This window comes from Tsukamurella sp. II2bb, from assembly GCF_057815145.1.
Genome location: NZ_JBYPZI010000001.1, coordinates 241,803 through 267,853 on the forward strand (window position 1 = coordinate 241,803; position 26,051 = coordinate 267,853).

The window sequence follows — 26,051 nt, forward strand, 5'->3', positions numbered from 1 at the left end:
TTCCGCCCGTGAGCGTGCCAGCGTGACCAGCGGTGTTCTTGCACCTCGATGTGTCTGTCAGTAGGGGCCCGACACCCAGACGTAGCTCCCTGACTTGGGCGTGCACGTTAGAACACCGTCTGAGCCGGTGAGTCGCGCCTTAGCGCCTGGCTGAGTACACGCCTTGCCTATCGCATCCCAACCTATCGTTGGCAGAGGCTTGGCGTTCCGTTCCTTCCAGACTCCGAGTTCGCCGCTGCAGCCGTACCTTCCGTCGGGAGAAGTGGCTCCGGGTTCGTCGCATGGCATCCCTGTGTAGATCGTCGGCGCCGCGGTGGTGGTCCGCACCGTAGTCATGGCCGAAGTCATCTCGGGAGCTGACGTCGTCACCGGCACCGTCGTGGTAATCGAAGTGGGCGTAACGCTTACCGGTACGGTGGGCGCCGCGGGCACCGTCGTCGAGCTCGTCACAGCAGCGGGTGCCTCGCCATGATCGGACCTGCTCACGTACACGCCGAGCACCGTTGCCGCGACCGCGAACACCGCGACGACCGCAGCGAGGATCGGTACCGCCCGCGACTTCCTCACGGGCGTGGCGGGTTCCGCATCTCCACGTAGCTGCGTAGCCTCCGCGTCGGAGTTCGACTCCGCGGCCCGCAGTTCCGTGACCGCGTCCGGTGCGATCACCTTCTTCGGCACTGCCGGCACCACGATCGCGCGGGTGTCACCGAGGTGCTCCTCGAGCGCGGCCCGGAGCGCGTCGGCGAACTCGGCGCAGCTCTGATACCGGTCATCCGGGTTCTTCGCCAGGACTTTCGCGAAGACCGCGTCCAGCTGCTCGGGCAGCTGTGGCGCCACCTCGCTCACCGACGGCGGTGCCTGCGTCAGGTGCGCGTTCATCAACGCCGTGATCGACTTCCCACTGTACGGCGGCTGGCCCGTGAGCAGGTGGAACGCGGTGCAGCCCAGCGAGTACACGTCCGCGCGATTGTCGACGTCCTCACCCTCGATCGCCTCCGGGCTGATGTACTGCATCGTCCCGACCGTGATCCCAGTGCTGGTGAGCGACGTCGACTCACCAGCCGCCTTGGCGATGCCGAAGTCCGCGAGCTTCACCGCCTCAAGCTCCGTGCCGTCGACACCGAGCAGGATGTTGGCAGGCTTGACATCCCGATGCGTAATCCGCTGCTTGCGCCACGCGTAGTCCAACGCCGCGCCAGCGCCCACGATCAGCTCCAGCGCGAGGGTGGGGTCGAGCGGCGCACCGGCCTTGAGAAGCTCGGCGGCGTCGGTACCGTCGACGTACTCCATCGTGATCCACAGGCGGCTCTCGAACTCACCCCGGTCGTACAGCGTGACGACGTTCGGATGGGATAGCTGTGCGAGCAGGTCCGCCTCCCGCAGGAACCGCGCCTTGAAGTCGTCGTTGCGGGACACGCCGGCATCGAGCAGCTTGAGCGCGTCCTGACGGGGGAGCCGGGGGTGTTGGACAAGGAACACCTGCCCCATCCCGCCGGCACCCAGCTGGCGGACGACGCGGTACCCGGCGATCTCGGCATTGGACATGTCGGAATTGTGGCAGGTCGCTAGTGGGCCGCGGCGCGGAGGGTTGCCAGGTCAGAAGGTGTTTCGGCTAGGGAACAGGATGTGCAACGGAGTGTGCACGGGGCGCCGGCAGTCAAGGTACATTCGCGCCATGCCAGAGCCGCAGAAGGTGCTGTACCTCGACATGGACAACGTGCTCGTCGACTTCCCGTCCGGAATCGCGCGGCTTGAAGAACAGGTCCGGCGCGAGTACGAAGACCACTTCGACGACGCCCCGGGGATCTTCGCCCTCATGGACCCGATGCCGGGCGCACTGGACGCGGTCCGAGCCCTGGCCGGTGCCTTCGACACGTACATCCTGTCGACCGCGCCATGGGACAACCCCAGCGCCTGGTCGGACAAGGTCCGCTGGGTCCGCGAACACCTCGGGGACGGGCCGGCCTCACCCCTGTACAAGCGCCTGATCCTGAGCCACCACAAGAACCTCAACGACGGAGACTTCCTCGTCGACGACCGCACGAAGAACGGCGCAGGCCGCTTCCGAGGCGAGCACATCCACTTCGGCCAGCCCGGCTTCGAAGACTGGCCCGCCGTCACGGCGTACCTCCTGGACCGGGCGTAGCTCCCCGCGTCGACCAGCGCTTACACCCCCTCCGCCGCCTCGTCGTCGCCGCCGTTCCAGGCCCGCGCGACATCCCGAAGCCACGCACGGTCGGCGGCGCGACGGTACTCGGGGCGACGGTGCCAGTGGCACATCCAGCACGGGCACCAGTTCTGATCCTCCTGGAACGGTTCCCAGCGACAGAGATCGCCGCCGCGGTCGGTCCAGCCGTGGGTGCGTTCAGGCAGATCGCACTCGCGGCCGCCACAGCGGTGGACGGGGTACGCGGAGACCTCACCGCGCGCCATCCGGACGTGGAACGGGGCGTGGGAATCGGTTCGAGACATCGACAGTCCTCGGAAGTCGGGCAGCCCCGCCCGAGTCCGCGCCTGTCGCGGTGGGAGGGGCTACAGCGGCTCTCGAAGCCCGCCAGCCGATGTCGCCGATGTCATGCCGGCGAGATTACTCGTCGACAAGGCTGAGGCCCAGCTGTTTCCGCACCTCGTCCGCCGGGATTCGGGTGCCGTCATCCTCGGCGATCGCCGCTTCGAGGTCAGCAGCGTCGGCCTGGTCCTCCGCGAGCTCGAGCTGCTCCAGATCGGCCGCCGCGACCAGCGCCGCGACGGGCTTCCCGCCTCGGGTGATGATCAGCCGGTCGCAGGTCGCAGCGACGCGGTCAATCGCGGCGTCGAGGCCGGCCGCGAGGTCGGCGGCGTCGATGTGGACGGTCCGTGCGATGGTCATGGGTGGACGGTAGCGCGAGGGGCTGACTTAATCCCGGCCGCTACTCGTCGTCCCGCATGTGCTTGCGGGCGGTGCGGAGGATCCTGATCTCGCGCATCGCCTCCGGGATCGACTCGGCGCGCGGGCGGATCCGAATCTCCCCCGCGGCTTCCCGCGCCCGCAGCTGCGCCAGGTCGTCGGCCGGCAGCGTCGCAACGTACTCGGCGGCGAACGTCACGCTGCCCGGCGCCGCGTCGAAGAGAGCCCGGGGTCGGTGTCGGGTGGACGTCCGGGCAGTCCGCCATGCAGCACCCGCAGCGGGTCCAGTGAGCGAGCGACGGATCCTCGGGCTCCTCACCGGCGGTGGACAAGTTCAGGCAGCTGCCGTCGGGCGAGTCCACATGGTCGCGGCGGTCGCAGTCGCAGAGGTTGGGCATCGAGTGATCGTGGCACGCGGGAGTCGGCTACGGCTGCGGGTTTTCGGAGGGCTCCTGGCGGTCGCCCAGCTCATCGTCGACGGGGCGCTCGTTCATCCGCTGCGAGAAGCCGCGGAGCCACCGGATCCCGAAGAAGACCACGAGCGCGAGCGCACCGGCAAGCAGTGCTTCGCCCGTCACCGCTCCTCGGCCTCCCACCGGATCGCCTTGGCCTCCGCCTGCGGGGTGAGTGCGCCGCCGTCGCGGAGTGTGGACCAGAACGCGCGCCGGTTCGCCAACTCGGCTTCGACCCAAGCGGGGAGGGCGCGGGGTTCGGGTTCGGTGGGGTCTGTCACGAGCTCGAAGCTTCGGCCACTAGCTCCTCAATGCGCTCCTCGGGGTCCGTTCCCTCGTACAGCAGCCGACCGTCGCTCAGCGCGTAGAAGAAGTCGCGGTCCACCTCGACGTCGTGCTGCCGGCCGAGTTCGATAATGCGCTGAACCTCGGGCTCGAGCTCGGCTGGGATCGGCTCGTTGGGCACGACCATGCTGTGCGCCTTGAGGAACTCGGTCGCCGTCTGGTCACAGACGTACGTCGCCCCGTCGCGCAGGGTGATGTCGTCGCGCGTCAGGGTGCGGTCGCAGAAGCTCGCGAGGAACAGCGTGTTGTCGATGCGCTCGTCGTCGGTGGGCATGGGTCGATCATGGCACGAGTTCTGCGAATCGGACATGCGATTTCGGTGCGGCAACGTGCGCGCCTGATGCCGGTCCGAGATGTCGCCGATGCCAAGATCTACCGGTGAAGAAGATCGCTGTCGCCGCCGCCCTGTCCGTCGCAGCCACCCTCGCCGGCTGCTCGAGCAACGAGACCCCGCAAGCAGTCCCGAGCTCAACCACCGTGGCGCTCCAGGGGCAGAGCGCGGCCCCAGTGACCAGTGCCGCCGCTGTCTCGTCGACGCGCACCACGGCTGCGACCACCAAGACCACGACCAGCGCTGCGGGCACGCTCGCCGTCGCCCAGGCGCAGGCGAAGCTCGAGGCGGCCGGCTTCGACTGCAGCGCCGAGTCCCAGTACGTCATGTGCAGCAAGGGCGTCGTGAACTGGCAACTCAAGACATCGCCGAAGGGCGACGGCGACCGCGCCTGGACCACCGCCGGCTGCGACTCCGGAGCGATCGAGAAGGGCACCGAGGTGGTCACGAACGGCACCCTGGTCATCTACGCCGGCAACGACGGTCAGGACCTCGACGGGCTCGCGAAGCAGCTGGGCGGGGGCCTGCGCGTCGTGAAGTACTGCTAGCTGAGGTGCATCGCCGTGGAGCTGGCTGCCACGGTCGTCACGGTCGGGATCGGACGCGAGTCGAAGGCGCGGTGCGTGGACTGAGATGAGAAGTCGCCAACGGAGCGGTGACCGGGCGGACTCAGAGCAGATTCCGCAGCCTCGCCGCCTCTTCGACGTCGTCGCGGAACTGGTCGAGCGTCGCGAGGGTGTACATGCCGTCGATGTCTCGGTTCACCCACAAGTTGTGGATCTTTCGCAGATCTGAGGCGCGATTCTTCCACCCGATACCGTCGATCACAGCGATGACGAACTGCCGCGGGACGCGCACGTCGGCCATCTCCTCGATCTCGCGCACCGCATCGGTGAGCTTGCTCCCCGTGGAGTCGAAGCCCTTCGCAGCAACGACGATCTCCGCGCCATCACCGTCGGGGATCACCAGATCGCAAGGCGCATCGCGGCCCTTGCGGCCGACGAATCGGGTGCGAGTCTTGTATGGAAGGCCGAGGCCAACCACGATGTCCTCGATCTCGTCCTCGACTCGCCGACCTTGCTTGCCCGCGGCCGTAGCGGCAGCGCGTGTACCAGCCCGCGCGACCAGTACATCTGCAATGCCGTAGGTCTGGTGCAGTTGTGCGTTAGCCTGCGCCACCAGGTTGTATGTGTCATCGAGCCAGTCGATCAACTCGGTGGGGTGGTTGCGGCCAAGGAGCACCCACCCGGACGTATCGAACTCGTGCTTGAGCGAGTTCTTCAGCTTCTCCTGGCCCAGACCGACGATCAGAGCCAGCACGGGCACGTCGTGCGGGTTCGCCGCGACCCATTTGGCGAGCGACTGCCGGGTAACCGATGGCAGTGCGCCCAGAGACGCCGCCGCTGCGCGAATGTCATCGGTCTCCTGCGTCGGCGCGAGCGGATCGATGTGGCCGCTGAGTCGGCCGAGCGTCCCGAGGTAGTCGGCGAACGGTACCGCCGCGCTCAATCGTCAGTCCCCACGAACAGGTACTCGGCCACATCGCGACGGGTGGCCGCGGAATGCGTGCCGAAGCTGTACTTGTGGTCCACGGCGATCTTCCGGACCACCGGCTTGACCTTCCCCAGCAGGTCCACGATGCGATCCGCGTCGGGCAACGCGTTCGACGAGTACGACAGGACGATCGCTCCGGATTCCTCGAAGTGCTCGAACGTGCGCAGCAACGCGTCCTCGATCGTGCGCTTGTACGCAAACGGGGTGAACTTCTTCTCGAGCTTCTTCGTCTTCGTCTCCTCCATGATGGTGACGCCGCGCCAGTAGACGCTGAGCCCCTCCAGGAAGTGGTATCGCTTCATGTAGTCGGCGTCGTCACGGGGTGGGGCGTACGGCGGGTCCAGATAAACGAGGTCCGCCTTGCGGTGCTCGAGATCGAAAACATCACCGGTCACCGCGCTGCTCTTTAGACCATTGCTGAACACCACCGAGTTGTACTCTGCGGCAGCACGGCGGAAGTGATCGCGCAGGGACATCCGCAAGTCCCGGCGACCGTCGGCGTAGCGGGTGGAGTCGGTGAAGGTGAACACCCCGCGCGGCTGGCGGCGAGCGGCGGACAGCACCAGTGCAGAGATCGCGAGGTCCCTCTTGAACCCGGTGAGCTGGTCGATGTGCGACCACGCGGAGTCGAGGAACTTCCGGTCCTCCGGCGTGTAGTAGAGGCCGTCGAACTTCTTCTGGATGAAGTCGCGTTCGTCGGCGGCGGGGCCGCAGATGGTGTCGATATCCACGCGCGTGAGCTTCACCGAGGAGTTCGCGACGGTCGCGCGGGCAATCATCCCGGGGAACGACAGGAAGTCGTTGCTCGTCACGGCGAAGCCCTGCGCCTTCAGCAGGTACGACACGACGCCGGAGCCGGAGAATGCGTCGACGGCGGTCTCCCCGCCGAGGTCGGCGAACAGCCCCTCCAGATGCGGAAGCAGCTGGTACTTGGAACCCATGTACCGCAGCCGGGGGAATTTCTGGGTGCGGTGAAGGACATCGGCGGTAGAAGCTGTTCCCGGCATGCGTCTACCTTCGCACAGGCCCCCGACGCCCACCACGTGTATAGGCAGTGTCGGGCGTGGAAGCGTCTACTCGTCGATGTCGCGCAGCCTCTTGAGCACCATGGCCGTGAGCTGCTCGGTCTTCGTCGCGTTCTTACACAGGCTCGCGGTGTAGCCAGCGAACTCGTCTTCGCCAATTTCAGTCACACTATGCAGCACCACGGGGACCAACTGTCGCGCGCGATCCACTGCGGGGCGCCAGTCGGCTCCCGGGTCATCGACCGCCGACATGTCGAGCAGCTCGAAGACGAGGTGAGCAACCAGTCGGTTCCCATGGACGGCATACCCTCGCGCGCGGTTGTTGTCCAGCCCGGGACGAAGCCGCCCCAATTCCTCCTCGACAACCCGAAGGACCTGGACGGACCGCCAGAGCTTCAGGTGACTGGTGGTGGGATTGAACAGAGCCTTGTAGGGAGCTCGGGACGTGTCGTCCCACAGACGACTCACCTCGCGCTTGGCCTGCGTCGCCAATGCCGAAGAATGCGCGCAGGCGAGCGCCACCGCTGCTTCCGTGAAGTCGCAGCCCTTGTCCGGCTCCGGACGCTGTTCACCGTTACGAACAGCATAGGTGAGCCCGTCGACCGAGAAGTCGTCCCGCAGGCGCGCCTGCTCAGGGTCGAGCCCGACGAAGTCTCGCCCACCGATAACGTTCTGGGTGTTCGTGGCCCGGGTGACGCGCTTCCCGAAATCGTCAGGGGCTGACTCGAGAGAGATGAAGCGAACCATCACTCGAACCTGGTCAAGCTCCTCGTTTCGACCCAGACGAAGGGCGCGAGCAAGGGTCCCGACTGTCTGGGCGCCGTTGACGATGCTGACCCCTTTGAGTCCGAACGTCCCCTGCCTGCGTTCGGTGCCACCGGCTGGGGCCTTGTCGATCGATTCACACAGAGCCGTAACGCCGTTGTTGAAGTACCAGAATCGGCCAGGCGACTCCTCGACGGTCTCAAGGACAGACGCGTTAACCTCCGAGTTGGAGAGCACCAGCCGCACGTTTCGGTCGAATAGCTGCGGCCCATAATCTCTCAGCCAGCTGGCTACCTCCGTGCCGCTGACGTGCCCGTACACGGCGTCCGGTGGCCCCTCCAGTCGCCCCCAGTCCGACAGTTCGACGGTGAGGTCGATCTGGGTCGACAAGGTATCGTCGACCAGCAACTTGTAGACAGCACCTTGGTTGAGATAGGTGAAGAGCGCTACCTCAGTTGGATCATTGAGAGTCGTGATGTAGTCGTCCATGTGAGCGGCGACAGCAGCGGCTACCTGGGGCGTGCCCATCGTCACGAAGATGACCTCGATGCGCAGGTCCGTCTTAAGGAGGGCATCGTCCAGCTCGGAGATCCGGGACTTCACCTTGTCGTTGAATCGCTCCCAGTTCATCGTGACGAGATCCGCGAGCCCCTTCTGGAACTTCATCATCTCGTCGAGGGTCGCCCCACCGCCGTTGCCTGCATCCGTCCATTTCGACTGGATCAGGTAAAGCCGTGGCGGCTCTGAGTCAACGAACGCGATAGCGTCAAGGCCGTTGTCATCCGGGCCGTCGACCACGCACGCGGCTGCGTCCTCAGCGGTGAGTCCTGCCACTTTCGTCAACACAAATGCGGCTAACGCACGCGTAAGCCGTGCTTGTTCGATGAACTCGGCGCTCTGCTTGCTGAGGTCCGACACGTCGATGTGCGGGTACGTCGTGTCCTTCAACCGACGCTTGATTTGCGCCACGTGCAGGTCGCCCATCGATCCCCCTCGATACCCAAACTGGTTCCAGCAGACTACCTGGAACGGGAGTCCTAGAACGCTCGGGAAGCGCAATGCCAACAGCGACCAGGCATGGTTCTCGATAGCGGCGTTCGCGCCGCACGAGAACCGCTAGGAGCTGCCGCATTGGACGCGGAGCTGCCCCTCGTCCTGCTCCCGGCGCGGTATCGGGACTACGCCCTCGAGGAGCGAGTCGGGCTACCGCCGGCGCACCCGTGGAAGGTCGCGCTGCCCGTGTGGTGACGACATGCGGCTACGGCGACCAGAGTCGGGCCGGGCCCGCCGCGGCTGGGGCGGGGCTCTATCCTGACGCTGGTAGCGGCACGCCCACGTGACAGCAGTGCGAGTTCGCGTGTTCTGCGAAAGCAACGAAGCCTTGCTAGGTTTCCCGGCATGGTGAAGAAGACCCAGGCGGCGCTTGCGATCGCCTCTGTCGCGGCGACGCTCGCGGCCTGCGGGACCAGTGGAACAACGACGACGCCCGCACCGTCAACGCGGACCGACGCCGCATCGGTGGCGGCCAGCGCGACCTCCCCCACCTCGACAGTCTCAGCCACACCGTCGGTGCCAGAATCCGCCCCGCCGGCAACAACGACGGCGTCCACAGCCCCCACCACAGCGACGGCCTCTGGCCCCGGGGAGCAGTGCGGAACTGTCCAGAGCGCCATCGGCGCAACGCTGCCCGTCATCGTCCGTGCCGGCGCCGTCGACTGCAAGGAAGCGGTGAAGGTGGCCCGTGACTACTTCGCCGGCAGCGACAAGGCACAGGGGCAGCAGCGGGGCCTGCAGGTCGGCAGCTGGTTCTGCGCAGTGAACCCCACCGACGGTCGTCCGCGCGCGACGTCACCGTTCATCTGCGAGAACGGTGCGAATCAGTTCCAGATCGGGCAGTAGCCGGGCACCCGCGGTTCAGCCAGTGGCTTGTACTTCGCGTCGATGGTCGCGACCGGGTTCTCGACGGGCCGCGTGACCAGCGCCGGTCCGAATTCACTGGTGGCGTCACCCGCAAGTCGACATGATGGCCAGCATGGGTTCGTACCAGGAGCGGCTATACGTCGGCGGCGTGACGGAGAGTCAGGTCGCCGCAGTCGTGGCCATCCTGGAGGCTAATCCGCATTTCGACGGAGACGCTGCCTGGGCTGCTGGCGAGGTGTACCAGTCCGTGCTGGGGCTCGAGGAGTACCCCGTGAAGGTCTACGCCTACGGGGCCGAAGACCTGGTTCGCCAGTACCTCGACCGTGTGCAGTCCCTCCTACGCGAGGCCCCATCCAGGCGTTCGTCTCATGACCAGTGATCAGTTCGAGCTCTTCGCACTGGCTGATGAGTTCGCCCGCCGAGTACGCGAGCAGCGGGCGGGCGCGGTGACCGTCATGGACACCAGGTACGACGTGGAAGTGACGCTGCTGGCGCAGCTACCTGAGTCCGAGGAGCAGCGCGTTCAGGCCGTCCTCGATCGCGTGGCCGCCGCGTCGCCGTGGACCTGGCGTACGGAGTACACCGTCAACGGGGACGCGAACCATGGCTACGGCAACGGGTTCGAGATCCACATGTTGCTCGACCTCGTCGACCCGCACCCGTCGACGGTCGCGGAGTTGAAGGGCATCATCCTCGCACTCTGCAGCGTCCTCACCGAGGAACTCGGCGCACCGGTGATCGACTACTACGACCTGGAGCGGTTCGAGGAGTAAGTGCGCACCTCGACCTGCTGGTCCCGGACGCGGGGCCCGTACCCCGCTCTCGTCCGGCGCGCTGGCCCGGCGCGGGCGGCGGGACGCGGAACACAAGGACCTCATCTATCGCCCCGCGGGTTCGGGTGGCGTTCCCTATTCATCTCCGTACGGTGCGGGCGGCCGCCCGAGAGCCAGCGCGCGGTGAGGTACGGGATGAACGCATCGACGTCGTGAGCGGCGAGGAGTCAGCCTCAGCGAGGTCGTCGAGGCGGAACGAGATCCAGACTTCGGTGGCGCGCGGCGGCATGGGGGCATTCTCTAGATCAGAGGACGCGGGAAGGAAGGGGGTCACCGCGTCCTGCTCAGCGGTGGAGTGCCGGGTGAGCAAGTGGTGAGCAACGGGTGAACAAGAATCCGGGCGTTGGCGACCTATACTCCCAGCTCACGACGGTTCGGCACCCTCCTGGCGGGGTGGGGTGTACAAACCCCTCCGGGTCCACCGGATATGTATGCGTTGTTCGATTTATGTCCGGTTCTGATCCAGAAACAGACAAACTGGACCAGTCTCTGTTTGCTGAACGACTTCAGATGAAGTTGTTCACCCGATTCAGGGTTCCAGAAGCCTTGAAACCCTCCTCTACCTGCGGCTTCTCCAGCCAGGACCTCAGGGATCTTGTTCACCCTTTGCTCAAACTTGTTCACCCGACAAGTCTCTGACCTGCGGAAACTCCGAGGCCTTCTCAACTTTTGTTCACCCGCTTGCTCACCCAGCCCGGAAACGGAACCGCCCCGTCACCGAGGAGGTGACGGGGCGGTTCCCACGCTGTGCTCTACGAGAACGTAGGAGGGGTGACGCTTCCGAAGGCGGGGGTGGCGAACTTGTCTTTCTCCATCTCCTCCAGGAGTGCGAGTCCGTCCTCGCTCCACCGCACGCCGCGGACGCCGGCCTTCACCTTGCCCTTGGCCTCGATCCGGGTGACGCCGCGGAGTTGCTCGGCGAGCATGGCGCCGACCGTCCGGGTGCTGCCGGGACTCGCGTGCTTCTGGTCGGTGTCCTGCCCGCGGAAGAAGTCCCACAGCGGGAAGATGTCGGCGCTCAGGAGGACGTCGTTCTCGTCTTTGGTCACCTCGAACGCGAGGTCGCAGAAGCCGCTCCAGGAACTCGACGCGGCGAGCGTGGCCTGCGTCCACTCCTCGATCTCGGCGGGGACATCAGACAGCCCTTCGGCGACGTACATCGCCCAGCCCTCAAGCAGCCAGTTCAGCACCCCCGCTGCTTCCTCGGCGACGATCGCGGCCGCCAGCCCGGGGATGATCGGCGGGAAGCCGGCCTCACCGAACGCCACCTCGAACCTCACGACGCGGAGACGCCGACGCATCGCCTGCATGGCGCTCGGAGGCCACTGGAGCTTGTTGTTGGTCATCAGGCAGAGGGTGTGGCTGAGGTCCCACTCGGTCTGGTCCTGTCCGCAGAGACGGGCGCTTCCGCGGCCGCCGCCGCTGAACTTCTTCACCCTGTCGATGTTGAGCTGCTGCGGCGGGATCTCGTCCGCCGTGGCGAAGCGAGCGCCCCGCAGCGGCATGAGGTCCGTCGAGTGGTTGTTCATGCCGGCGAGGGTGAACACGCTGGTCTGCAGCGTCGCCGCGTAGTCACCGAAGACGGCCGTGAGCACGTCGACGACGCCGCCCTTGCCGTTTCCGCCCTGGCCCTCAAGCACGAGGACGAGGTGCTCTTCCTGGATCCCGAAGAGCGCCTGGCCGTACGCCTTCTGCACCCAGCGGCGCACTCCCTCGCTCGGCAGCGCATCCGCGAGGAGCTTGGTCCACCGTGGGCACTTGGCCGCCGGGTCGTAGGCCGCACCCAACAACTTCGTGACTCCCGCCGAAGGGTCCGGAGTGGTGACCGTGACGGGCGCCTCCACGTTCTTCGTCAGGTGCAGGTAAGCGCCTGGCGTGCCGATCACCTCGGGGCGGGAGTCCAACGCCTCGGTACGGATCTTCACCCGCGGGCTCGAGGCGAGCTGCGCGACGACAGCGTTGCGGGTGCGCGTCTCCTCCGCCTTCGCGGAGGCCTCGACCGCCACCTGCTCGATCCGCACACCTTCGGGCCCGACCAGATCGCCGGTGCCCATCTCGATCGAGTAGCCGTCCCACTCCTTGGCGGCCCGCAGCTTCTGTTCGGCGGTCAGCTTCTTCCAGGTCCACGCACGGATCTTCCGCTGCCGAGTAGCGGCGTCGGTCGCCTGTCCCTGCCGCTGCAGCAGGCCCTGCACCGCGCCGCGGGCTGCTTCGGCGTCGATCGCCCAGCGGTTCCCGTCCCAGCCGTACCAGGTCTCACTGTCGTACGCGTACCGAAGCTTGGTACCGCCGATCGCGGCGGCGACGGCCTGCGCGAGCTGACCGTCCGTGGCCTCCACGTCGACGGGCTTCGGCGTTGCGCGCGGACCGGCGATCGCCTCGTCGAGGCTGCGAGTATCAGCGGGGAGGAGACCGTGCGCACGCCCCGCGTTGGTGTCGATCGTGGGCGATGTGCCGGCCACCTCCTCAGCTGCCCGCTGCTTGTACTCCGCCAAGCGCGGATCCACGGCAGGCAGGCCGCTGATCACCGCGGCGGGCGCCGACCGCAGGGGCACGACGTTGTCGGGCGCCAACGCGTTCGCCCCCGTGGTCTCAGCGCCGATCATCGGCTCGGACAAGTAAGTCTCGCTTCCAGCCTCGCGCGCTGTCGCCCGAGCCTCACGCTCGGTCTGCATCACCTCCGCCGCCGACCTGAACCGCGCAGCCCGGTCCGTCTTCCCGGTCCGATCGAGATACTCGGCGATCGCCACGAAGTCAGCAGGTCGCGTGCCCTGCGGCAGGTCGCGCTCCACGACCGTGATCAAGCCGAACTCACGCATGAGCTGCCCGCGGGTGATGGGCTCGCCGACCCGGTCCTTCGCGCTGTTCCGCAGTCCGAGCGCGAAGTCCAAACGCGAGACGTGCGCCCATTCCAAGCCCAGCTGCGCCATCGTCGTGGTGCTGAACACGTGCGCCTTGCCGCTGTGCTCCTCACACTCGTGCAGGAAACCGGCGGTCTCGCTGCTCTGCTCCGTGTAGTGGAAGTGGTTGCAGCCACACGACCCGGTCGTGTCGAGCATCTCGATCCGGGGGTCGCCCGCGATCCATTCCGCCCACGGGATCGCTCCGATGGCATCGGACAGCTCCTGCGAAGCCGCCGACACCTCCGCCTTCTCCCGCGGCGTCGGCGGCGCGACGGCGCCGTGGACCTGCGCGGCGTCGTACGGGTCCATCGCCTCGGGCACCGGGACGGTGCGATCCCAGAGCCAGGCGGGGGCCTCCGCGATGTCAGAGCCGGTGAATGCGTAGCTCCGGCCGTACGCCTCGTCGAGGCGGCTGGGCGGCGCGACGATCTGGCGCTCCCCCCGGCTAGCGAAGATCTCGAGCTTCCCGCCATCCTTGAGGTGGATCATCGAACGTGTGTCGCCGAGTTCCTCCGGCGCGCCGTCGGGCAGCCGCAACCAGACGTGGCCGCCGCCCTCCTTGCCGTTGGGTTCGCCGGTCGCCAGCACCGAGCCAGCGCCGGACTTGGCCGGGATTGTCGTGATCTGAAAGCCCATCGACTCCAGCCACTCGACGGCTGCACCGTTCTCGGCGTCCATCACGACCATGCGCGACCCGCCGGGGTCGATGCCGATGTTCCCACCGCCAGCGACATGCGCCCGCGCGGCCTCCGGGGTGAGCCCCGGCTGGTGGTTCCACCCGTACCCGATCGGCTTCTTCGCGCCCGTGTGCACCTTCACGGTGTACGCGGAGCCGGCGAGTCCGGCGGCCAGCTCGGCGTCGGCGGCGGTCATCATCCCCGCGGACACAGTGGGGGCAGCGAGCTCCTCGGTGTCGGCGTTCGCGTTGGCGACGGCCTCGGCCTTCCATCCGCCCATCATCGCCTTCATCTCGCGAGCGGAGGCGAGGGGGTCATGATGCTCGGCGGCGCTCATCGGGCCACGCCCAGTCGTGGGCGCGTAGCCGCGACCTCGAGCACGAGGCCGAACTCCGCGGCGTGTGCCTGCGCGTCGGCGGTCGTCGCGGTCCAGTCCACCGTGGCGCCGTACGCCGTGATCGCCTCGTCGAAGTCGGCGCGGGTCATCGGAGTTGCCGGCCGCAGGGTGCCACGACCCTCGTGGTAGGCCCAGTCGATCCGCACGCAGGTGATCGGGACGCCCGGCACCGGGACCGGAACGGTGGGCAGAGGATCGTCGAGGCGATGCGCCCGCCCCTGCGGCGTGTCATGCCTTTCGGCAGGAGTGTAGTGAGGTTTGCGTGCCATAATGGTGATGTCCTTCTGTCTTGAGCAGGGTGTTGGGGCGGCGAGTTGGATGGGTCCCGTGTTGGCGCACGGGCCCTTTCGCCGTTTGAGGGTTGATCAGGAGGTGATCGGCATCCGCTCACCGGCGGCCACGCGGTCTACCTCGTCGGCGTCCACGTAGACGCGACCGCCAACCCTCCAGCCAGCCAGCAATCCGCGGTCGATCCAGCGCTGGATCGTAGGTGGCGCCACGCCTACCTTTCGCGCGGCAGCAGCCTTGACGATCCGATTAGTCGTTTTCGACATTTCTCACCTCCCGTTGTTTCAGTTCGTGCTGTCCGATTAGACCTCTAGGTTCGAAATGGGCCCCCGGATCCCGCACGGATGCCTTCGGCGTGTCGCGGCGCGGAGGCAGGGTCACTCTCCGCGCTCGGCCAACACCGCCGCCACCACTTCAGGCCCGTAACGCAGCTCCCACCGGCGCCGGCCACCAGCCCGGCAGCTGGCGATCATCGCGCCGCGGACGTGGTCAGGAAGCGTGCGGAGTGCGCGGTCAACGTCAGCCTCCTTGACGTACTTGCGCACCGTCGCCTCGCTGACGCCGTGCATCGCGGCGAGCTCGGTGGCTGTGGCCTCGCCAGCACTTAGGGCGAAGGCGATCTCGGCGCGGAGGGCGCGGTCGGGAACTGAGTACCTGAAGAGTCGGTTCGTCATATCTGGAACATGCACCCCACCGGGTAACAATCTGAGGTACGGCGCGTACAGAACGGCTTGACGCTCAAGAGAATCCGATGGAGTGAGTCGGACGGTCGTGGCATTCTCTGTGGCATGGACTCGGACGAGCTGGACACCCGCGCCAGGCTGCAACTCGTGATGCAGAAAACCGCCGATCTGCACCGCACCCTCGACGCGCTCACCCCGGACGCGGCCGCGCGGATCGGGCTGACCGCCGGGGACCTCGACCGCATCGGCTTGCTGACCAGTAGGGCTCTGTGGGCCAGCACCGCGGATCTGCACCAGTCGGGCAGGGGCGACGACGCGGAGCGGGTGATCGCGCGGGCGGCGGAGATCGACAGGGAGGACCCGTGACTGAGTCGAGCATCTGGACTCGGATCGCCGCGGCGCCGGGCTGGCAGCCCATCTACCGGCAGCTGCGCCGCGACATCGCCAGCCTGGATCCGCGCGCGCAGATCACGTCGCGGGTCGGTACGGGCATGCTTCACCTCCACGTTGTCCAGGCGCATGCTGCTGTGTTGCAACAGGTTAAGGATCTCTGTTTCGATGCTGAGGGCGCATCGATGCGCTCTTGCCAGATGTGCGGTGGGCCCGGGAAGGCGCGGCTGCTCGGCGAGGAGAAGAGGCTCGCGGCGCTCTGCGATCTTCACGCGGAGATGGCCGAGGCGGCCGTGGAGCGCGAGCGATGAGCGTCCCGTGGCCAATCGTCCGCGTCGAGTCCCGTGGCGGCACCGTCGTGCGGATCACGCACTTGGACGGCACCGTCGCCGACCACGACTTCAGCTACCTGCTCGGCCGCGGCGGCGCGTTCACTGCGCTCACGGCGGAGATGATCCACGAGACGTGGGTGTTGGACGGCACCGTCGCGTGGCTGCTGTCGGACGGCAGCGTCGTCGACCTCGCGCCCGACGGCCTCTGGGAACACAGTCGCGGTCGTTGCCCAGGAACCTGTTCGGGCTGGACTCCGGCGCATACCGTGCTGGTGCAGGGCGGATAGGGGCGTCCGCGTGCGGGATCAGCAGCGGCCATGCGACTTGGGCCGACCAGGCTTGCGGATACGGTCGCGGTCAGGCCGCTGTAGTCCGTGCGGCAGCGATGACCCTGTCGATCTCGGCGGCCTCAACCAAGGTCCTGCGCCCGAACTTCACTGCAACGAGTTCGCCGCGCTGGCGCATCCGGTAGACATACTCCCTCGACACGCGCAGGATTTCTGCGGTCTCCTCCATCGTGTACAGCTTCTGCGGCTGGAACGCCGCCGTGTTCTCGGTCATGCAGGAGATCGTCTCTTGAGAGTCGGACATGTTCCACTGAGACGGTTGCAGCGCCTTCGGCGTGTCGCGGTGCACCGTGCGAGGATTGGGGCCACCTCCAGCCACAGGACAACCTCCGGTCGGCCTGGGATCGCCAGCGAAAGCTGCCACAGTTCTGCCACTATCCGGTCCTGTGGGAACGTGGCCATGTGCTCTGAAGTGCACGTCAGGACACGTCGGTGGGCTCAGCTACGATGGCGTTTACCCAGTTAGCGGTGACTTGAAAGCGAGCGTCCTTAACCGGACCGGGGGTTCAAATCCCTCCGCTTCCGCAGTTCAGAGGGGGTTTCGGTGCCGGAGACGGCGTCGGGACCCCCGAACCTGCCACAGTTTGCCACTTTCGCCCGGGAATGAGTTCTGGGCCCTGTGTCGGCGTGTCGTCCCAGCTGACTGGTGATCGCAGAAATCACCGATGGGATGAACTCATGGCTCGACTCCCCAGCTACATCACGCGCGTCGAAGGCGCCCGTGGACCGCGCTACGAGGCGCGGATCAACGCGACCCTTCCTGGCGGCAAGCGGCTGCAGCATCGGAAGCGGTTCCGGTCGCTCGACGAGGCGAAGGCGTGGCACGCGAAGACCCTCACCGAACTCGAATCCGCTACCCACACCGCGCCCAGCGATCTGACGGTGCACGAGGCGGTAGAAGCTTGGCTCACTGCGAAGGCTGCGCGAACGAAGCCGAGCACGGCTGCCGCGTAGAAGTTCTCCTTGGCGCCTGTGGTCGCCGCGTACGGCGACACGAAGGTGCAGAACATCAGCAAGGCGGACGTCGAGCGGCTTGTCACCGACCTCCGTACCGGCGCGGGCGATCGCGGGGTCTGGAAGCGCACCTCATCAATCCGATGCTCGCTCGGTGGCGGAAGGTCTGGGCTGACCTGCATGCCCAGGGCATCGTCGCCCGGAAGGTCGTCGCCCTCGCCGAGCCGCTGCGGAAGCCGTTGGGTGAGCCCGCGATGAAGATCGACGACAGCCTCTCCGAGGCGGAGGTGGAGCTGCTGGGGGAGGCTCACGGCGAGGGCACGGACAGCTACGCGCGACGGCGTGAGTCGTTCGCCCACCTTGCCCTCCTCGGTCTCCGGCGTGGAGAGCTGGCGGGGTTGCGCTGGAGCGCAGTCGACCTCGATGCGGACGAACCCACCATCACGGTTGCCTCCACCCGTGTGGCTGTCACGGGAAAGGTGATCGAGCAGGATGACGCGAAGACAGTGAGCTCGGGGTTCGATGCGTGCGGCGGCGAGGGCGTTGTGCTGCTGATCTAGGCTCTGGTGCTCCGTAGAGACTCGAAGGTAGTCTGCGATGGCTCCGACTGCAGGGCTTGAGGTTTCGGCCATGAAGGCAGTCTCACACGTAGGTCTGACAGGGATCCGCGACCGGCGCGGTGAGACCGGGATCTGAGATCGTGCGACCTGCATCAGCGCGTTGGGCGAATCGGACATGGACAACGTCTCGTCGCTTTAGATATGAGACTCTCTGGACTGGGAGCCGTGACGATGTGTTTGAACTGGCGAGGCGCCAGAACCGGCTCTTCCTGATTCAGAGTGCGTTGACCCGGTCAGCGGGCTGACCGGAGTGCAGCAGTGACCGCAAGATGTAGTGCTTGAGGTTCCGGAAGCCGAGGGCGATGCCACGCAGGTGCTCAAGGCGTCCGTTGATCGCTTCGACCGGGCCGTTGCTCACGCCAGTGTCGAAGTAGGCCAGGATCTCGCGCCGATGCACCCTCTCCGCGAGGCCGTTGTTGATGTTGTCGTATCCGTCCATCCATCGGAATATCAGGACACCTCAACCAAGAACGCCGGAGCCCTGCGTCTGCCCCGCACCGTTCGAACTCGCCAAACCACACCAGATCGCCGCCTGGCTCCGCCAGCACTGGGGCATAGAGAATACGTCCGGGACTGGATATTCGACGAGGACCGCTCCCAGATCCGCACCGACGCCACCCCGCAGATCCTGGCGACCCTGCGGAACACCGCGATGAACCTGCACCGACTGCACGGCGCCACCAACATTGCCGAGGCCTGCCGCACCACCTGCCTCACCATCGCCACCAGCGACCGACTGCTTCAACTCCCCAGGTCAAGCAACTGATACCGAGAACGCCGGGGCCCTGCGGGTCTGGTGACGCGAGCCCGGATCGTGCTGTGGGCTTCGGAGGGTGTGGCGATGGCGGAGATCGCGGAGCGGTTGTTGGTCTCGCGGCCTACTGCGACGTCGTGGTGCAAGAGGCCCGCGCTTGGCTGGCCGAGAATCCCCAGATCACCGTACATTTTCGCATTTCACCCCACCTCAGTGTCGTAGTTGAACATGGTCGAGATCTGGTTCGGCATCATCGAACGCCTGGCGATCTACCGCGGCCTTCGGTTCGGTCTGTGAGCTCAAGGCCGCGATCCGCGCGTTCGTCAACGGCTGGAACCCCGCTCGCATCCCTTCGTCAGGATCAGGACCGCGGAGGATAACTCGCGAAGATCGACCGCAAGACGACTTCAGTCGCGGGCCTACTAGGATAGCACGATATTTCACTGCAGAGAACATGGCAGACCCCGCATTACTGACGCGCTGAAATACCTTAGCCGACGCCGTTTGATCGACCGATGGTAGTCTAGAATAGTGATCGAGCTTCTGGTCGGCTTGATGCAGAGCCTAGAATTTTGAAGAAAGGTACTCGATGGTGCGCAGATCAGCGGATGATCGGAGAGCGGATTTCGTGGAAGCGGCCGTCCGTGTTATTGCTCAGCAAGGAGTAGACGGAGCCACTACTAGGCGCATCGCCACGGAGGCGCAGGCGCCTCTGGCTTCCTTGTACTACTGCTATTCCTCCAAAGAGGAACTCTTCAATGCCGTTGCCGAAGAAATTGCCAGCGGCTATCGCCGAGCTCTAAGCAAAATATCCCGTGCTGACGTAGAAACAGCCGCGCGCGCAATGGTCAAAAGCTTGATGAACTGGTATCGAAGCAACCGAACTATGGGGTCTGCGATCGTGGAAGTGGTGCTCTGGTCACACCGACGAAGCGGCCAGGCGGCCCAGGTCATATATGACTCCGCGTTCGGCTCGATTCGCTCTAATCTCAAAGCGGCAAATCATAACGGGGTCCCCGAAGAGAAGCTCCGTGAGCTTGCCGAAGTCATCGCCGCGATTGCAGACGGATTCTCACTCAATTGGTTCTTGCCGACTGGGCAAGTGACAGCCTCACGTCAAATGGACCTTGCGCTTGACGTGCTCGAAATGTGGCTACGGGATAATATTACGAACGAACAAGGCGCTGATACTTCCGCTCCTCCCGCTCCTCCCGCTCCTTCCGTCACTTATCGCGAGCCCTCCACATCACTCATGAGTTGGCTTTCCGTGCACCCTTAACCTCAGTCTTTCATGAGGGGGCTGTCCTGGCTTGCCGGTTTCGAACTGAAAATTTAGGGCCGGTTCGGTCCCGCGGGGAGAGTGGGCGTCCCAGTGGTCTGACGTATGGCGTCGGGTTCTTCTGTCCCGTGGGGTCTTCGTAGTTGAATGGTCAAGGATGTTGTGCTCATATCCGATGTAGGCGATGGGGCGGGGGACTGTAAGGATTGAACTGTCCCGGGTTTCCAGCCGCTTCCTTGTGAGCTGGAAAGATCCCAGAGTACGCCGAAACGATTGAGCGGAGCTTGACCCGGGTTCTCCGGACACCTGATCTGTAGCGTTGATGCTGCAGGAGAGGAGTCCGCGCCACGCCCGCTGCCCATCCTAAGGAGTACCGCCGCCCCGCGGTAAACTTGACCCGCGAGGACGGTGCTTCTGTCGCGCAGATCGCGAAGGGGCTCGGTATCTCCTCGTGGTATTTTGCGCAAGTGGATGAACCTCGACGATGTCGATGCCCGCCGTAAAGAAGGCTTAAGCACCTCTTGGCGAGCGGAGCTTTCCCAGCTGCGCCGCGACAAGAAGCGCTTGGAGCAGGAGGTCGAGATACTCAAACGCGCGAGTGCGCACTTCGCTCGAGACAATATCCTCTCGAGTGGGTTCGGGCTGGTCTGTCAACTCACCACCGACGGGTACTCCGTCGCGGTGGCCTACCGAGGCCTGAACGATCTCAAGATCGGGGTTCTACGAGCGGCGGAGCCGCGCCTCCTCTAAAGGGACCAGTCGGATACATATCTAGCCAACAAGATCCGTGACATTCATGCCAAGTGTCGGGCGTCTTACGGGCCGCCTCGAGTTCATGCGGCGCGCGGCCGGGGTACCGGACCGGCTGGAAATGGTACAATCCGCATTTTCGTCACTCCGGAATCGATTACCTCGCGCTCGTCGAGTACAAGAATAATCACCACCACGCCCAGGCCACATCATCGGCGGCCTGAAACCGTCATACAAGCTGTCCGGGAAACCCGGTCAAGATCCCGGGCTTCGTGGTGAACGTAACGACCGTCAGCGTGCGCAACCACCTCAATCAGGCACTCTCGCTCATCGACTCCCCGATCGCCGCCTCTTTCACAACCGGCGGTGTCATGGGGGGTAGCAACAGGTCAGGTCGGGAATCCGGGAATGAGGGTGGGCGCGGTGGTGCGGCGGACATTGACGTTGGAGGAGCGGTCGGAGATCGCGGCGGGTGTGAAGGCCAACGGAGGTGTCAGGCAGATCGAGGCGCATATCGGGCGGTGCGCCTCGGTGGTGTCGCGGGAGATCCGCCGTAACAGCGATGCCGGCGGGAAGTACCGGGCGGTGCGCGCCGACAAGCAGGCCGCGACGAAGCGGCAACGCCCGAAACAGTCTGCGGTGGAATCCGATCCGGTGTTGAAGGCGCGGGTAGTGGCGGACTTGAAAGCCTCCCGGACACCACGGCAGATCGCTGGCCGGTTGCGTCTGGAAGCGCAGGACAGCACGGTGGAGGTCATGGATCGTTCCCCGGATGCACAGGCCGCCTCGTCCAACATGAGGCGTTCTACCGATGGATCTACGTGCTCCCGAGAGGTGAGCTCGGCCGCCAAGGGATCATGTTGCACAGCAAACGAACCCGCCGGAAGCCGAGGAAGCAGGTCGGGGAACGCTCAGCGCGTATCGTCGGGATGGTCTCCACCGACGACCGCCCTGAATGCGTCACCGATCGGCGGGTGCCGGGATGATGGGAAGGTGACTCGTCGTTGGCAAGGGCGGCAAGTCCGCGATGGTCACCCTGGTCGAGCGGACCACCCGGTACATGCTGCTGCTCGGGTTGCCCGACGGCAAGCACGCCACCGGCGTCGCTGATGTGCTCATCGACCGTCTCCAGGGACTGCCCTCGTTCATGAAACAGGGCCTGACCTAGGACCAAGGCACGGAGATGGGACTGCTGCGCCGAACCGCGGCGCTCGAGTGGTGACTGACCTGTCACGGCTCCAGTGGCTCAGTACGACTGATATCGACGCTTTCCGGAAGATTTCTCGTCGTCGGTCCCCTAGGGCGCAAGCCTGCGACATTGGTCTCCACCGGTCATATCGTCCGTTCTGCGTGGTTCCAGAGCTGCTGGCGCAGTTCACGTTTGAGGACCTTCCCGTTGGCGCTTCTGGGGAGCCGGTCGGCGAGGAAGACATCCTTGGGCGCACGGACCGGGCCGAGGAGGTCGCGGCAGTAGGCGCGGAGGGCTTCGGTCGTGACCTCGCCGGATGGTTTCAGTTCGACGTAGGCGGTCACTCGTTCCCCCCAGTCTTCATCGGGCGCGCCCACGACTGCGCATTCTTCAACTGCAGGGTGGCTCCAGAGTGCCTGTTCGACTTCGCTGGGGTAGACGTTGAGACCACCGGAGATGATGAGGTCCTTTTTGCGGTCGGTGACATGGAGGTAGCCGGTGTCGTCGAGATGGCCGATGTCTCCGGTGTGCAGCCATCGGCCGCGGATGGCCTCTGCGGTGGCTTGCGGGTTGTTGTAGTAGCCCTTCATGACGAGATCGCCCGCCACACAGATTTCCCCGGTCTGCCCCGTCGCCAGCGGCTCCGCAGTGTCGACATCGCGGATGCTCACCGTGACGAGGGGGTATGGCCGCCCGCAGGCTCCCAATCGGTCGGGTGGGGCAGGCGCTCCGTCGACGAGGTGCTCGTCGGGGCGCATGAACGCGATCCCGGCCGGCGCTTCGGTCTGGCCGTAGCATTCGATGAACACGGGGCCGAGGCGCTCGATGCCGTAGCGCAGCTTCTCGACGGACATTGGCGCGGCACCGTAGAGCAGGTACCGCAGCGATGAGGTGTCGGTGCTGCGGTGCTCAAGCTCGGTGAGAATGCGGTAGATCACGGTTGGTGGGAGGAACAGCTCTGTGACACCGAATTCCTCGATCGCCGCGAGAACGGCCTCGGCGGTGGCCCGTTCGATGATAACCACCGTGCCGCCGCGGGCGGTCGCCTGCAGCGTGAGCGCTCCGGCCGAGTGCGTCATCGGCGCGGCAGCGAGGTTCACCGACCGCTCGTGGTCGGGGTAGTGCAGCGCCATCATCTGGTGCGCGACCATGACCGCCATACTGCGGTGCGTGTTCACGACGCCCTTCGGCCGGCCCGTCGTGCCACCGGTCGGCGAGATCATGACCGTGTCATCGGGGTCGTACTCGACGCTCGGTGGCTCGTCGCGGGCGCTGGCGGTCCATGTGGAGAGGTCGAGACCACCGGATGGCAGCGGTTCGAGGGCGATCGTGAGCAGCGACGCGCGGGCTTCTGCCATCTGCTGCACCTGAGACTGAAGATCCGGATGGAACAGCAGCACGTCGACGTCGAATCTGTCGACCAGGTCGGCCGTGTCGGCGGCCGGGCTGGCATGATTGAGCGGCACGAAGACCGCGCCAGCGCGCCAGACTCCGAGGACGCAGATCCATGCGAGCGCGCCGTTCGGGGCAAGCACGCCGACCTTGGTATCGCGACCGTAACCTGCGTCGATGAGCGTATTCGCGATGCGACAAGACATCTGGTGGGCCTCATCGTACGTCCAGCTGCGCGCGGGGGTGCGGTAGGCGACCGCGTGCGGGTCCATGCTCCAGCCGCGATCGAAGAAGTCGATGGTCGCCATCGGGGTCACCGCCTTCCGAGGATGGTGACTGAGGCGACGGCTTCTTCGCCTCGGTGGAAGCCGCCACCGTTCTCGGCGATTGCGAAGCGCGCACCATCGACCTGCCTGCTGGCGGCGCGGCCGCGCAGCTGCTCGGTCAGCTCGAAGATCTGGCCGAGACCGGTTGCACCGATGGGGTGGCCCTTGGACGCCAGCCCTCCGGATGGGTTTACCGGGATCCGTCCGCCCAGGCTGGTCTCGCCCCGTTCGGCGGCCGGGCCTCCTCCCCCGAGCGGAACGAGACCGAGCAACTCGGTCTGCAGCAGTTCTCCGAAGGCGGTGGCGTCGTGGACCTCGGCGACGTCGATGTCCCCTGGAGAGATCCCGGCGCGCTCGTAGGCGCGGTCGGCTGCGATCTGGCACACGTGACCATCGAACGTCGTGATGTCGCGGTCCGTTCCTGTGCCGATGACTGTTGCCAGGACCTCGACCGGCGCTTCTGCTAGGAGGCGTCGCAGGCCTTCGTCACTGCAGACGACGACTGCGGCAGCACCGTCGGTGACCGGCGCGCACATCGGCACCGTCAGCGGGAATGACAGTGGGCGGGCGGCCAGGATCTCCTCGACGGACATCGCGCGCCGGAAGTACGCACGGGGATTGTCGACGGCGTGCGTGTGGTTCTTCGCTGCGATCGTGGCGATTTGCTCTTGAGTGGTGCCGAAAGCGCGCATGTGATTGCGGGTCATCGCCGCGTAGATGTCCATGAACACCGAGCGAGGACCGAGATCACTGTCGTCGATCGTTCCGCCGAGCTCGGTCAGAGTGCGGTCCAGGCCGGCGGGGTCCGAGACGTCGTAGCCTCCGTTGAACAGTTCCATCGTGCGCGCTCGATCACCGACGTGCATCTTCTCCGAACCGACTGCGAGTACGATGTCGGCCTCACCGGCGCGGATGAAGTTGACAGCCAGGTTGAACGCGGACGACCCCGTGGCGCATGCGTTCTCGACGTTGTACATAGGGATGCGTTGAAGGCCGATGCCGCGCAGCGCGATCTGTCCGGACACCGAGGTCTGCCCCTCCAACGGGCTGTGCGTGTTCGTTCCGTAGAACGCCGCTTCGATCCCTTCCAGCGACGCCGCGCTGCCCGCGTCGGCGACGGCGTCTCGGATGGCGTGCCGCGCGAGGTCGTGGTTACTCAGATCGGGGTGTTTGCCGAACGGCGTCATACCGACGCCGGCGATCCAGACACGGGTAGACATGTTGGTACTTCTCCTGTCGGGGGAACGAGGGGGTGAGGGGCATGACATGGTCAGAGCAGAGGCCGGTGGGCTGTCTCGGGGACGCGGACGTAGAAGATGGTGCTGATCAACCCGATCGCGGCGATGTACCAGCCGAACAGATGAGTGGAGCCCGCCTCGACGAGGGCGGTCGCGATGTACGGTCCCGTTCCGCCGAAGACAGCCACGGCAAGTGCATAGGGGAAGCCGGACCCCGCGCTGCGGACATCGCTCGGGAACAGCTCTGCCACGACGGCGACGGCTACGGACGAGAACATCGCGAGAAACACCAAGCCCACGATCTGAACGATGAGGACGCTCGTGAAGTCAGCACGCACGAGCGCGAGCAGCGGCACAGTGCCAAGAGTGAAGAACAGGCCGAACGTGATCATCAGCGGCTTGCGTCCGATCTTGTCGGAGAGCATCCCGAATAACGGGAGGATCACGAGGAACACCGTCAACGCGATCAGACCCGACATCGTTCCCTTCTTCACGTCGAAACCGACGGTGATCTTGGCGTACGTCGGCAGATACGCAGTCCAGATGTAGAACACGATCGCGGGCAGAGCGGTCAGTCCAACCACCTGAATCGCCTGCTTCGGGTAGCGGCGGAAGAAGTCGAACATCCCCGGTCGCTCGGTGGACCCGCTCTTCTCCGCGGCCTCGTCGAGGGTCTCTTCGGCGTGACGACGCACCCACAGTCCGGTCGCGGCGATGAGGAATCCGATCAGGAACGGGATCCGCCATCCCCACTCGGCCATCTCCCGGGCGTCGAGGACTGCGACGAGGACCGAGACGATCCCGATCGCCGCGAGGTTCGCGGACGTGGAACTGACGTACATCAGGCTCGCGAAGAAGCCCCGTCGGCGCTCGGGAGCGGATTCGATGGCGAAGGCCGAGCCCGCGGCGTACTCGCCCCCGGTCGAGATTCCCTGCAGGACCCGAGCAAGGAGCAGGATGATCGGTGCGACGAGTCCGACTTGCGCGTAGGTCGGGGCCGCACCGATGAGAAGGCTACCGATACCCATCCCCACGATCGTGTAGGTTAACGCCGCGCGGCGACCGACGCGGTCGGCGAACGCTCCGATCAAGAGCCCGCCGAGTGGACGGGCGAAGAAGCCGGCAGCGAAAATCGCCAGCGTCGACAACAACGGGACGAGGCTGCTCGCGTCGGTCTTCGGAAAGAACTGAGGCGCAAAATAGACAGCCAACAGCGCGTACAGGTACCAGTCGAACCACTCGACGGCGTTGCCGATCGTCACGGCGAGCAACTGCCTGCGATGGAACGCGCCCACGCGCGTAGGTGAGGCATCGCTCCCCGCCATCGAAGCGGCTCGTCCCGGAACTGCGTCCGGTGCATGGTCTGGGATGGTCATTCGTAGTTCCTGTTCCTCATGGCCAGTGATGCAGAGCACATGGG

30 protein-coding genes and 3 pseudogenes are annotated in these 26,051 nt (G+C 65.7%); 14 read left to right on the forward strand and 19 right to left on the reverse strand.

Annotation, left to right across the window (positions count from 1 at the left end):
• Positions 1 to 57 precede the first annotated feature (57 nt).
• Complete coding sequence (locus tag AC21LY_RS01230) at positions 58 to 1,545, reverse strand: serine/threonine-protein kinase (protein ID WP_489044306.1); 1,488 nt, start codon at positions 1,543 to 1,545, stop codon at positions 58 to 60.
• 130 nt (positions 1,546 to 1,675) lie between these two features.
• On the opposite strand from AC21LY_RS01230, the gene AC21LY_RS01235 reads away from it, so the two are divergent.
• Positions 1,676 to 2,146, forward strand: coding sequence for a 5' nucleotidase, NT5C type (locus tag AC21LY_RS01235; protein WP_489044308.1), 471 nt, complete (start codon positions 1,676 to 1,678; stop codon positions 2,144 to 2,146).
• Positions 2,147 to 2,166: 20 nt separating this feature from the next.
• Here AC21LY_RS01235 and AC21LY_RS01240 read toward each other — a convergent pair whose 3' ends face one another.
• The 6 genes from AC21LY_RS01240 to AC21LY_RS01265 all read right to left on the reverse strand — a co-directional run bounded on the left by AC21LY_RS01240 (position 2,167) and on the right by AC21LY_RS01265 (position 3,958).
• Positions 2,167 to 2,472, reverse strand: coding sequence for a hypothetical protein (locus tag AC21LY_RS01240; protein WP_489044310.1), 306 nt, complete (start codon positions 2,470 to 2,472; stop codon positions 2,167 to 2,169).
• A 115-nt stretch (positions 2,473 to 2,587) separates the two neighbouring features.
• The gene (locus AC21LY_RS01245; RefSeq protein WP_489044311.1) at positions 2,588 to 2,869 is read right to left on the reverse strand and encodes a type II toxin-antitoxin system prevent-host-death family antitoxin; all 282 of its coding nucleotides are present in this window, start codon (positions 2,867 to 2,869) and stop codon (positions 2,588 to 2,590) included.
• A 40-nt stretch (positions 2,870 to 2,909) separates the two neighbouring features.
• On the reverse strand, positions 2,910 to 3,086 hold the full coding sequence (locus AC21LY_RS01250; RefSeq protein WP_489044313.1) for a hypothetical protein: 177 nt from the start codon (positions 3,084 to 3,086) through the stop codon (positions 2,910 to 2,912).
• Between the two features lie 226 nt (positions 3,087 to 3,312).
• A complete protein-coding gene (locus AC21LY_RS01255; protein WP_489044315.1) occupies positions 3,313 to 3,465 on the reverse strand; it encodes a hypothetical protein in 153 nt (50 codons plus the stop codon).
• Positions 3,462 to 3,620: a hypothetical protein gene (locus AC21LY_RS01260; protein ID WP_489044317.1), complete on the reverse strand. Its 159-nt coding sequence runs from the start codon at positions 3,618 to 3,620 to the stop codon at positions 3,462 to 3,464. Before AC21LY_RS01260 ends, AC21LY_RS01255 begins: the two co-directional genes overlap by 4 nt.
• Positions 3,617 to 3,958 carry a hypothetical protein gene (locus AC21LY_RS01265; RefSeq protein WP_489044319.1) on the reverse strand — a complete coding sequence of 114 codons (342 nt, stop codon included), beginning with the start codon at positions 3,956 to 3,958 and terminating at the stop codon, positions 3,617 to 3,619. The genes AC21LY_RS01260 and AC21LY_RS01265 overlap by 4 nt, the downstream gene beginning before the upstream one ends.
• A gap of 104 nt (positions 3,959 to 4,062) precedes the next feature.
• Here AC21LY_RS01265 and AC21LY_RS01270 point away from each other — a divergent pair, with 104 nt between their 5' ends.
• The gene (locus AC21LY_RS01270; RefSeq protein ID WP_489044321.1) at positions 4,063 to 4,563 is read left to right on the forward strand and encodes a hypothetical protein; all 501 of its coding nucleotides are present in this window, start codon (positions 4,063 to 4,065) and stop codon (positions 4,561 to 4,563) included.
• A gap of 121 nt (positions 4,564 to 4,684) precedes the next feature.
• On the opposite strand, the gene AC21LY_RS01275 is transcribed toward AC21LY_RS01270, so the two are convergent.
• The 3 genes from AC21LY_RS01275 to AC21LY_RS01285 form a co-directional block, all read right to left on the reverse strand.
• A complete protein-coding gene (locus AC21LY_RS01275; RefSeq protein WP_489044323.1) occupies positions 4,685 to 5,524 on the reverse strand; it encodes a hypothetical protein in 840 nt (279 codons plus the stop codon).
• The gene (locus AC21LY_RS01280; RefSeq protein WP_489045400.1) at positions 5,521 to 6,576 is read right to left on the reverse strand and encodes a DNA adenine methylase; all 1,056 of its coding nucleotides are present in this window, start codon (positions 6,574 to 6,576) and stop codon (positions 5,521 to 5,523) included. Before AC21LY_RS01280 ends, AC21LY_RS01275 begins: the two co-directional genes overlap by 4 nt.
• A 66-nt stretch (positions 6,577 to 6,642) precedes the next feature.
• Entirely contained in the window at positions 6,643 to 8,343 is a 1,701-nt protein-coding gene (locus AC21LY_RS01285) for an AIPR family protein (RefSeq protein ID WP_489044327.1), read from the reverse strand.
• A 414-nt stretch (positions 8,344 to 8,757) separates the two neighbouring features.
• Here AC21LY_RS01285 and AC21LY_RS01290 point away from each other — a divergent pair, with 414 nt between their 5' ends.
• The 3 genes from AC21LY_RS01290 (at position 8,758) to AC21LY_RS01300 (ending at position 10,052) form a co-directional block, all read left to right on the forward strand.
• The gene (locus AC21LY_RS01290; protein ID WP_489044329.1) at positions 8,758 to 9,258 is read left to right on the forward strand and encodes a hypothetical protein; all 501 of its coding nucleotides are present in this window, start codon (positions 8,758 to 8,760) and stop codon (positions 9,256 to 9,258) included.
• Positions 9,259 to 9,391: 133 nt separating this feature from the next.
• Positions 9,392 to 9,658 carry a hypothetical protein gene (locus AC21LY_RS01295; RefSeq protein WP_489044331.1) on the forward strand — a complete coding sequence of 89 codons (267 nt, stop codon included), beginning with the start codon at positions 9,392 to 9,394 and terminating at the stop codon, positions 9,656 to 9,658.
• Positions 9,648 to 10,052 carry a hypothetical protein gene (locus AC21LY_RS01300; RefSeq protein WP_489044333.1) on the forward strand — a complete coding sequence of 135 codons (405 nt, stop codon included), beginning with the start codon at positions 9,648 to 9,650 and terminating at the stop codon, positions 10,050 to 10,052. Before AC21LY_RS01295 ends, AC21LY_RS01300 begins: the two co-directional genes overlap by 11 nt.
• Before the next feature lie 812 nt (positions 10,053 to 10,864).
• Here AC21LY_RS01300 and AC21LY_RS01305 read toward each other — a convergent pair.
• The 4 genes from AC21LY_RS01305 to AC21LY_RS01320 form a co-directional block, all read right to left on the reverse strand.
• Entirely contained in the window at positions 10,865 to 14,029 is a 3,165-nt protein-coding gene (locus AC21LY_RS01305) for a phage/plasmid primase, P4 family (protein ID WP_489044335.1), read from the reverse strand.
• Positions 14,026 to 14,259, reverse strand: a complete 234-nt coding sequence (locus AC21LY_RS01310) for a hypothetical protein (RefSeq protein WP_489044337.1) — start codon at positions 14,257 to 14,259, stop codon at positions 14,026 to 14,028. Before AC21LY_RS01310 ends, AC21LY_RS01305 begins: the two co-directional genes overlap by 4 nt.
• A 195-nt stretch (positions 14,260 to 14,454) precedes the next feature.
• The gene (locus AC21LY_RS01315) at positions 14,455 to 14,643 is read right to left on the reverse strand and encodes a helix-turn-helix domain-containing protein (RefSeq protein WP_489044339.1); all 189 of its coding nucleotides are present in this window, start codon (positions 14,641 to 14,643) and stop codon (positions 14,455 to 14,457) included.
• A 111-nt stretch (positions 14,644 to 14,754) separates the two neighbouring features.
• Positions 14,755 to 15,051, reverse strand: a complete 297-nt coding sequence (locus tag AC21LY_RS01320; protein WP_489044341.1) for a helix-turn-helix domain-containing protein — start codon at positions 15,049 to 15,051, stop codon at positions 14,755 to 14,757.
• A 114-nt stretch (positions 15,052 to 15,165) separates the two neighbouring features.
• Here AC21LY_RS01320 and AC21LY_RS01325 point away from each other — a divergent pair, with 114 nt between their 5' ends.
• From AC21LY_RS01325 to AC21LY_RS01335, 3 genes are read left to right on the forward strand one after another with little or no spacing between them, the layout of a single operon-like run.
• Entirely contained in the window at positions 15,166 to 15,426 is a 261-nt protein-coding gene (locus tag AC21LY_RS01325; protein ID WP_489044343.1) for a hypothetical protein, read from the forward strand.
• Positions 15,423 to 15,761, forward strand: coding sequence for a hypothetical protein (locus AC21LY_RS01330; protein ID WP_489044345.1), 339 nt, complete (start codon positions 15,423 to 15,425; stop codon positions 15,759 to 15,761). The genes AC21LY_RS01325 and AC21LY_RS01330 overlap by 4 nt, the downstream gene beginning before the upstream one ends.
• A complete protein-coding gene (locus AC21LY_RS01335) occupies positions 15,758 to 16,069 on the forward strand; it encodes a hypothetical protein (protein ID WP_489044346.1) in 312 nt (103 codons plus the stop codon). Before AC21LY_RS01330 ends, AC21LY_RS01335 begins: the two co-directional genes overlap by 4 nt.
• 70 nt (positions 16,070 to 16,139) lie before the next feature.
• Here the strand turns inward: AC21LY_RS01335 and AC21LY_RS01340 are convergent, their stop codons facing one another.
• The gene (locus AC21LY_RS01340; protein WP_489044347.1) at positions 16,140 to 16,343 is read right to left on the reverse strand and encodes a helix-turn-helix domain-containing protein; all 204 of its coding nucleotides are present in this window, start codon (positions 16,341 to 16,343) and stop codon (positions 16,140 to 16,142) included.
• 464 nt (positions 16,344 to 16,807) lie between these two features.
• Between AC21LY_RS01340 and AC21LY_RS01345 the strand changes: the two genes are divergently transcribed.
• Both AC21LY_RS01345 and AC21LY_RS01350 read left to right on the forward strand, forming a co-directional pair.
• On the forward strand, positions 16,808 to 17,083 hold the full coding sequence (locus tag AC21LY_RS01345; protein WP_489044348.1) for a hypothetical protein: 276 nt from the start codon (positions 16,808 to 16,810) through the stop codon (positions 17,081 to 17,083).
• Between the two features lie 143 nt (positions 17,084 to 17,226).
• On the forward strand, positions 17,227 to 17,643 hold the full coding sequence (locus AC21LY_RS01350; RefSeq protein ID WP_489044349.1) for a hypothetical protein: 417 nt from the start codon (positions 17,227 to 17,229) through the stop codon (positions 17,641 to 17,643).
• 274 nt (positions 17,644 to 17,917) lie between these two features.
• Here AC21LY_RS01350 and AC21LY_RS01355 read toward each other — a convergent pair.
• A pseudogene (locus AC21LY_RS01355) lies at positions 17,918 to 18,088 on the reverse strand (transposase); the annotation flags it as partial.
• A 100-nt stretch (positions 18,089 to 18,188) separates the two neighbouring features.
• On the opposite strand from AC21LY_RS01355, the pseudogene AC21LY_RS01360 reads away from it, so the two are divergent.
• From AC21LY_RS01360 to AC21LY_RS01375, 4 genes and pseudogenes are all read left to right on the forward strand, one after another.
• Positions 18,189 to 18,469, forward strand: a pseudogene (locus AC21LY_RS01360) (hypothetical protein); the annotation flags it as partial.
• 616 nt (positions 18,470 to 19,085) lie between these two features.
• Positions 19,086 to 19,736, forward strand: a complete 651-nt coding sequence (locus AC21LY_RS01365) for a TetR/AcrR family transcriptional regulator (RefSeq protein WP_489044350.1) — start codon at positions 19,086 to 19,088, stop codon at positions 19,734 to 19,736.
• A 471-nt stretch (positions 19,737 to 20,207) separates the two neighbouring features.
• On the forward strand, positions 20,208 to 20,486 hold the full coding sequence (locus tag AC21LY_RS01370) for a transposase (RefSeq protein ID WP_489044351.1): 279 nt from the start codon (positions 20,208 to 20,210) through the stop codon (positions 20,484 to 20,486).
• A 408-nt stretch (positions 20,487 to 20,894) separates the two neighbouring features.
• Positions 20,895 to 21,574: pseudogene (locus AC21LY_RS01375) on the forward strand (IS30 family transposase); the annotation flags it as partial.
• A gap of 244 nt (positions 21,575 to 21,818) precedes the next feature.
• On the opposite strand, the gene AC21LY_RS01380 reads toward AC21LY_RS01375, so the two are convergent.
• From AC21LY_RS01380 to AC21LY_RS01390, 3 genes are read right to left on the reverse strand one after another with little or no spacing between them, the layout of a single operon-like run.
• Positions 21,819 to 23,375 carry a class I adenylate-forming enzyme family protein gene (locus tag AC21LY_RS01380; protein ID WP_489044352.1) on the reverse strand — a complete coding sequence of 519 codons (1,557 nt, stop codon included), beginning with the start codon at positions 23,373 to 23,375 and terminating at the stop codon, positions 21,819 to 21,821.
• Positions 23,376 to 23,380: 5 nt separating this feature from the next.
• A complete protein-coding gene (locus AC21LY_RS01385; RefSeq protein WP_489044353.1) occupies positions 23,381 to 24,613 on the reverse strand; it encodes a thiolase family protein in 1,233 nt (410 codons plus the stop codon).
• A 50-nt stretch (positions 24,614 to 24,663) separates the two neighbouring features.
• Positions 24,664 to 26,046: an MFS transporter gene (locus AC21LY_RS01390; RefSeq protein ID WP_489044354.1), complete on the reverse strand. Its 1,383-nt coding sequence runs from the start codon at positions 26,044 to 26,046 to the stop codon at positions 24,664 to 24,666.
• Positions 26,047 to 26,051 lie beyond the last annotated feature (5 nt).

Coding starts and splice junctions, on each gene's coding strand:
- AC21LY_RS01230 (WP_489044306.1), bottom strand. CDS start 1,545: ATGTCCAATGCCGAGATCGCCGGGTACCGCGTCGTCCGCCAGCTGGGT.
- AC21LY_RS01235 (WP_489044308.1), top strand. CDS start 1,676: ATGCCAGAGCCGCAGAAGGTGCTGTACCTCGACATGGACAACGTGCTC.
- AC21LY_RS01240 (WP_489044310.1), bottom strand. CDS start 2,472: ATGTCTCGAACCGATTCCCACGCCCCGTTCCACGTCCGGATGGCGCGC.
- AC21LY_RS01245 (WP_489044311.1), bottom strand. CDS start 2,869: ATGACCATCGCACGGACCGTCCACATCGACGCCGCCGACCTCGCGGCC.
- AC21LY_RS01265 (WP_489044319.1), bottom strand. CDS start 3,958: ATGCCCACCGACGACGAGCGCATCGACAACACGCTGTTCCTCGCGAGC.
- AC21LY_RS01280 (WP_489045400.1), bottom strand. CDS start 6,576: ATGCCGGGAACAGCTTCTACCGCCGATGTCCTTCACCGCACCCAGAAA.
- AC21LY_RS01285 (WP_489044327.1), bottom strand. CDS start 8,343: ATGGGCGACCTGCACGTGGCGCAAATCAAGCGTCGGTTGAAGGACACG.
- AC21LY_RS01290 (WP_489044329.1), top strand. CDS start 8,758: ATGGTGAAGAAGACCCAGGCGGCGCTTGCGATCGCCTCTGTCGCGGCG.
- AC21LY_RS01295 (WP_489044331.1), top strand. CDS start 9,392: ATGGGTTCGTACCAGGAGCGGCTATACGTCGGCGGCGTGACGGAGAGT.
- AC21LY_RS01300 (WP_489044333.1), top strand. CDS start 9,648: ATGACCAGTGATCAGTTCGAGCTCTTCGCACTGGCTGATGAGTTCGCC.
- AC21LY_RS01305 (WP_489044335.1), bottom strand. CDS start 14,029: ATGAGCGCCGCCGAGCATCATGACCCCCTCGCCTCCGCTCGCGAGATG.
- AC21LY_RS01315 (WP_489044339.1), bottom strand. CDS start 14,643: ATGTCGAAAACGACTAATCGGATCGTCAAGGCTGCTGCCGCGCGAAAG.
- AC21LY_RS01320 (WP_489044341.1), bottom strand. CDS start 15,051: ATGACGAACCGACTCTTCAGGTACTCAGTTCCCGACCGCGCCCTCCGC.
- AC21LY_RS01325 (WP_489044343.1), top strand. CDS start 15,166: ATGGACTCGGACGAGCTGGACACCCGCGCCAGGCTGCAACTCGTGATG.
- AC21LY_RS01335 (WP_489044346.1), top strand. CDS start 15,758: ATGAGCGTCCCGTGGCCAATCGTCCGCGTCGAGTCCCGTGGCGGCACC.
- AC21LY_RS01340 (WP_489044347.1), bottom strand. CDS start 16,343: ATGACCGAGAACACGGCGGCGTTCCAGCCGCAGAAGCTGTACACGATG.
- AC21LY_RS01345 (WP_489044348.1), top strand. CDS start 16,808: ATGGCTCGACTCCCCAGCTACATCACGCGCGTCGAAGGCGCCCGTGGA.
- AC21LY_RS01350 (WP_489044349.1), top strand. CDS start 17,227: ATGCTCGCTCGGTGGCGGAAGGTCTGGGCTGACCTGCATGCCCAGGGC.
- AC21LY_RS01370 (WP_489044351.1), top strand. CDS start 20,208: ATGAACCTCGACGATGTCGATGCCCGCCGTAAAGAAGGCTTAAGCACC.
- AC21LY_RS01380 (WP_489044352.1), bottom strand. CDS start 23,375: ATGGCGACCATCGACTTCTTCGATCGCGGCTGGAGCATGGACCCGCAC.
- AC21LY_RS01385 (WP_489044353.1), bottom strand. CDS start 24,613: ATGTCTACCCGTGTCTGGATCGCCGGCGTCGGTATGACGCCGTTCGGC.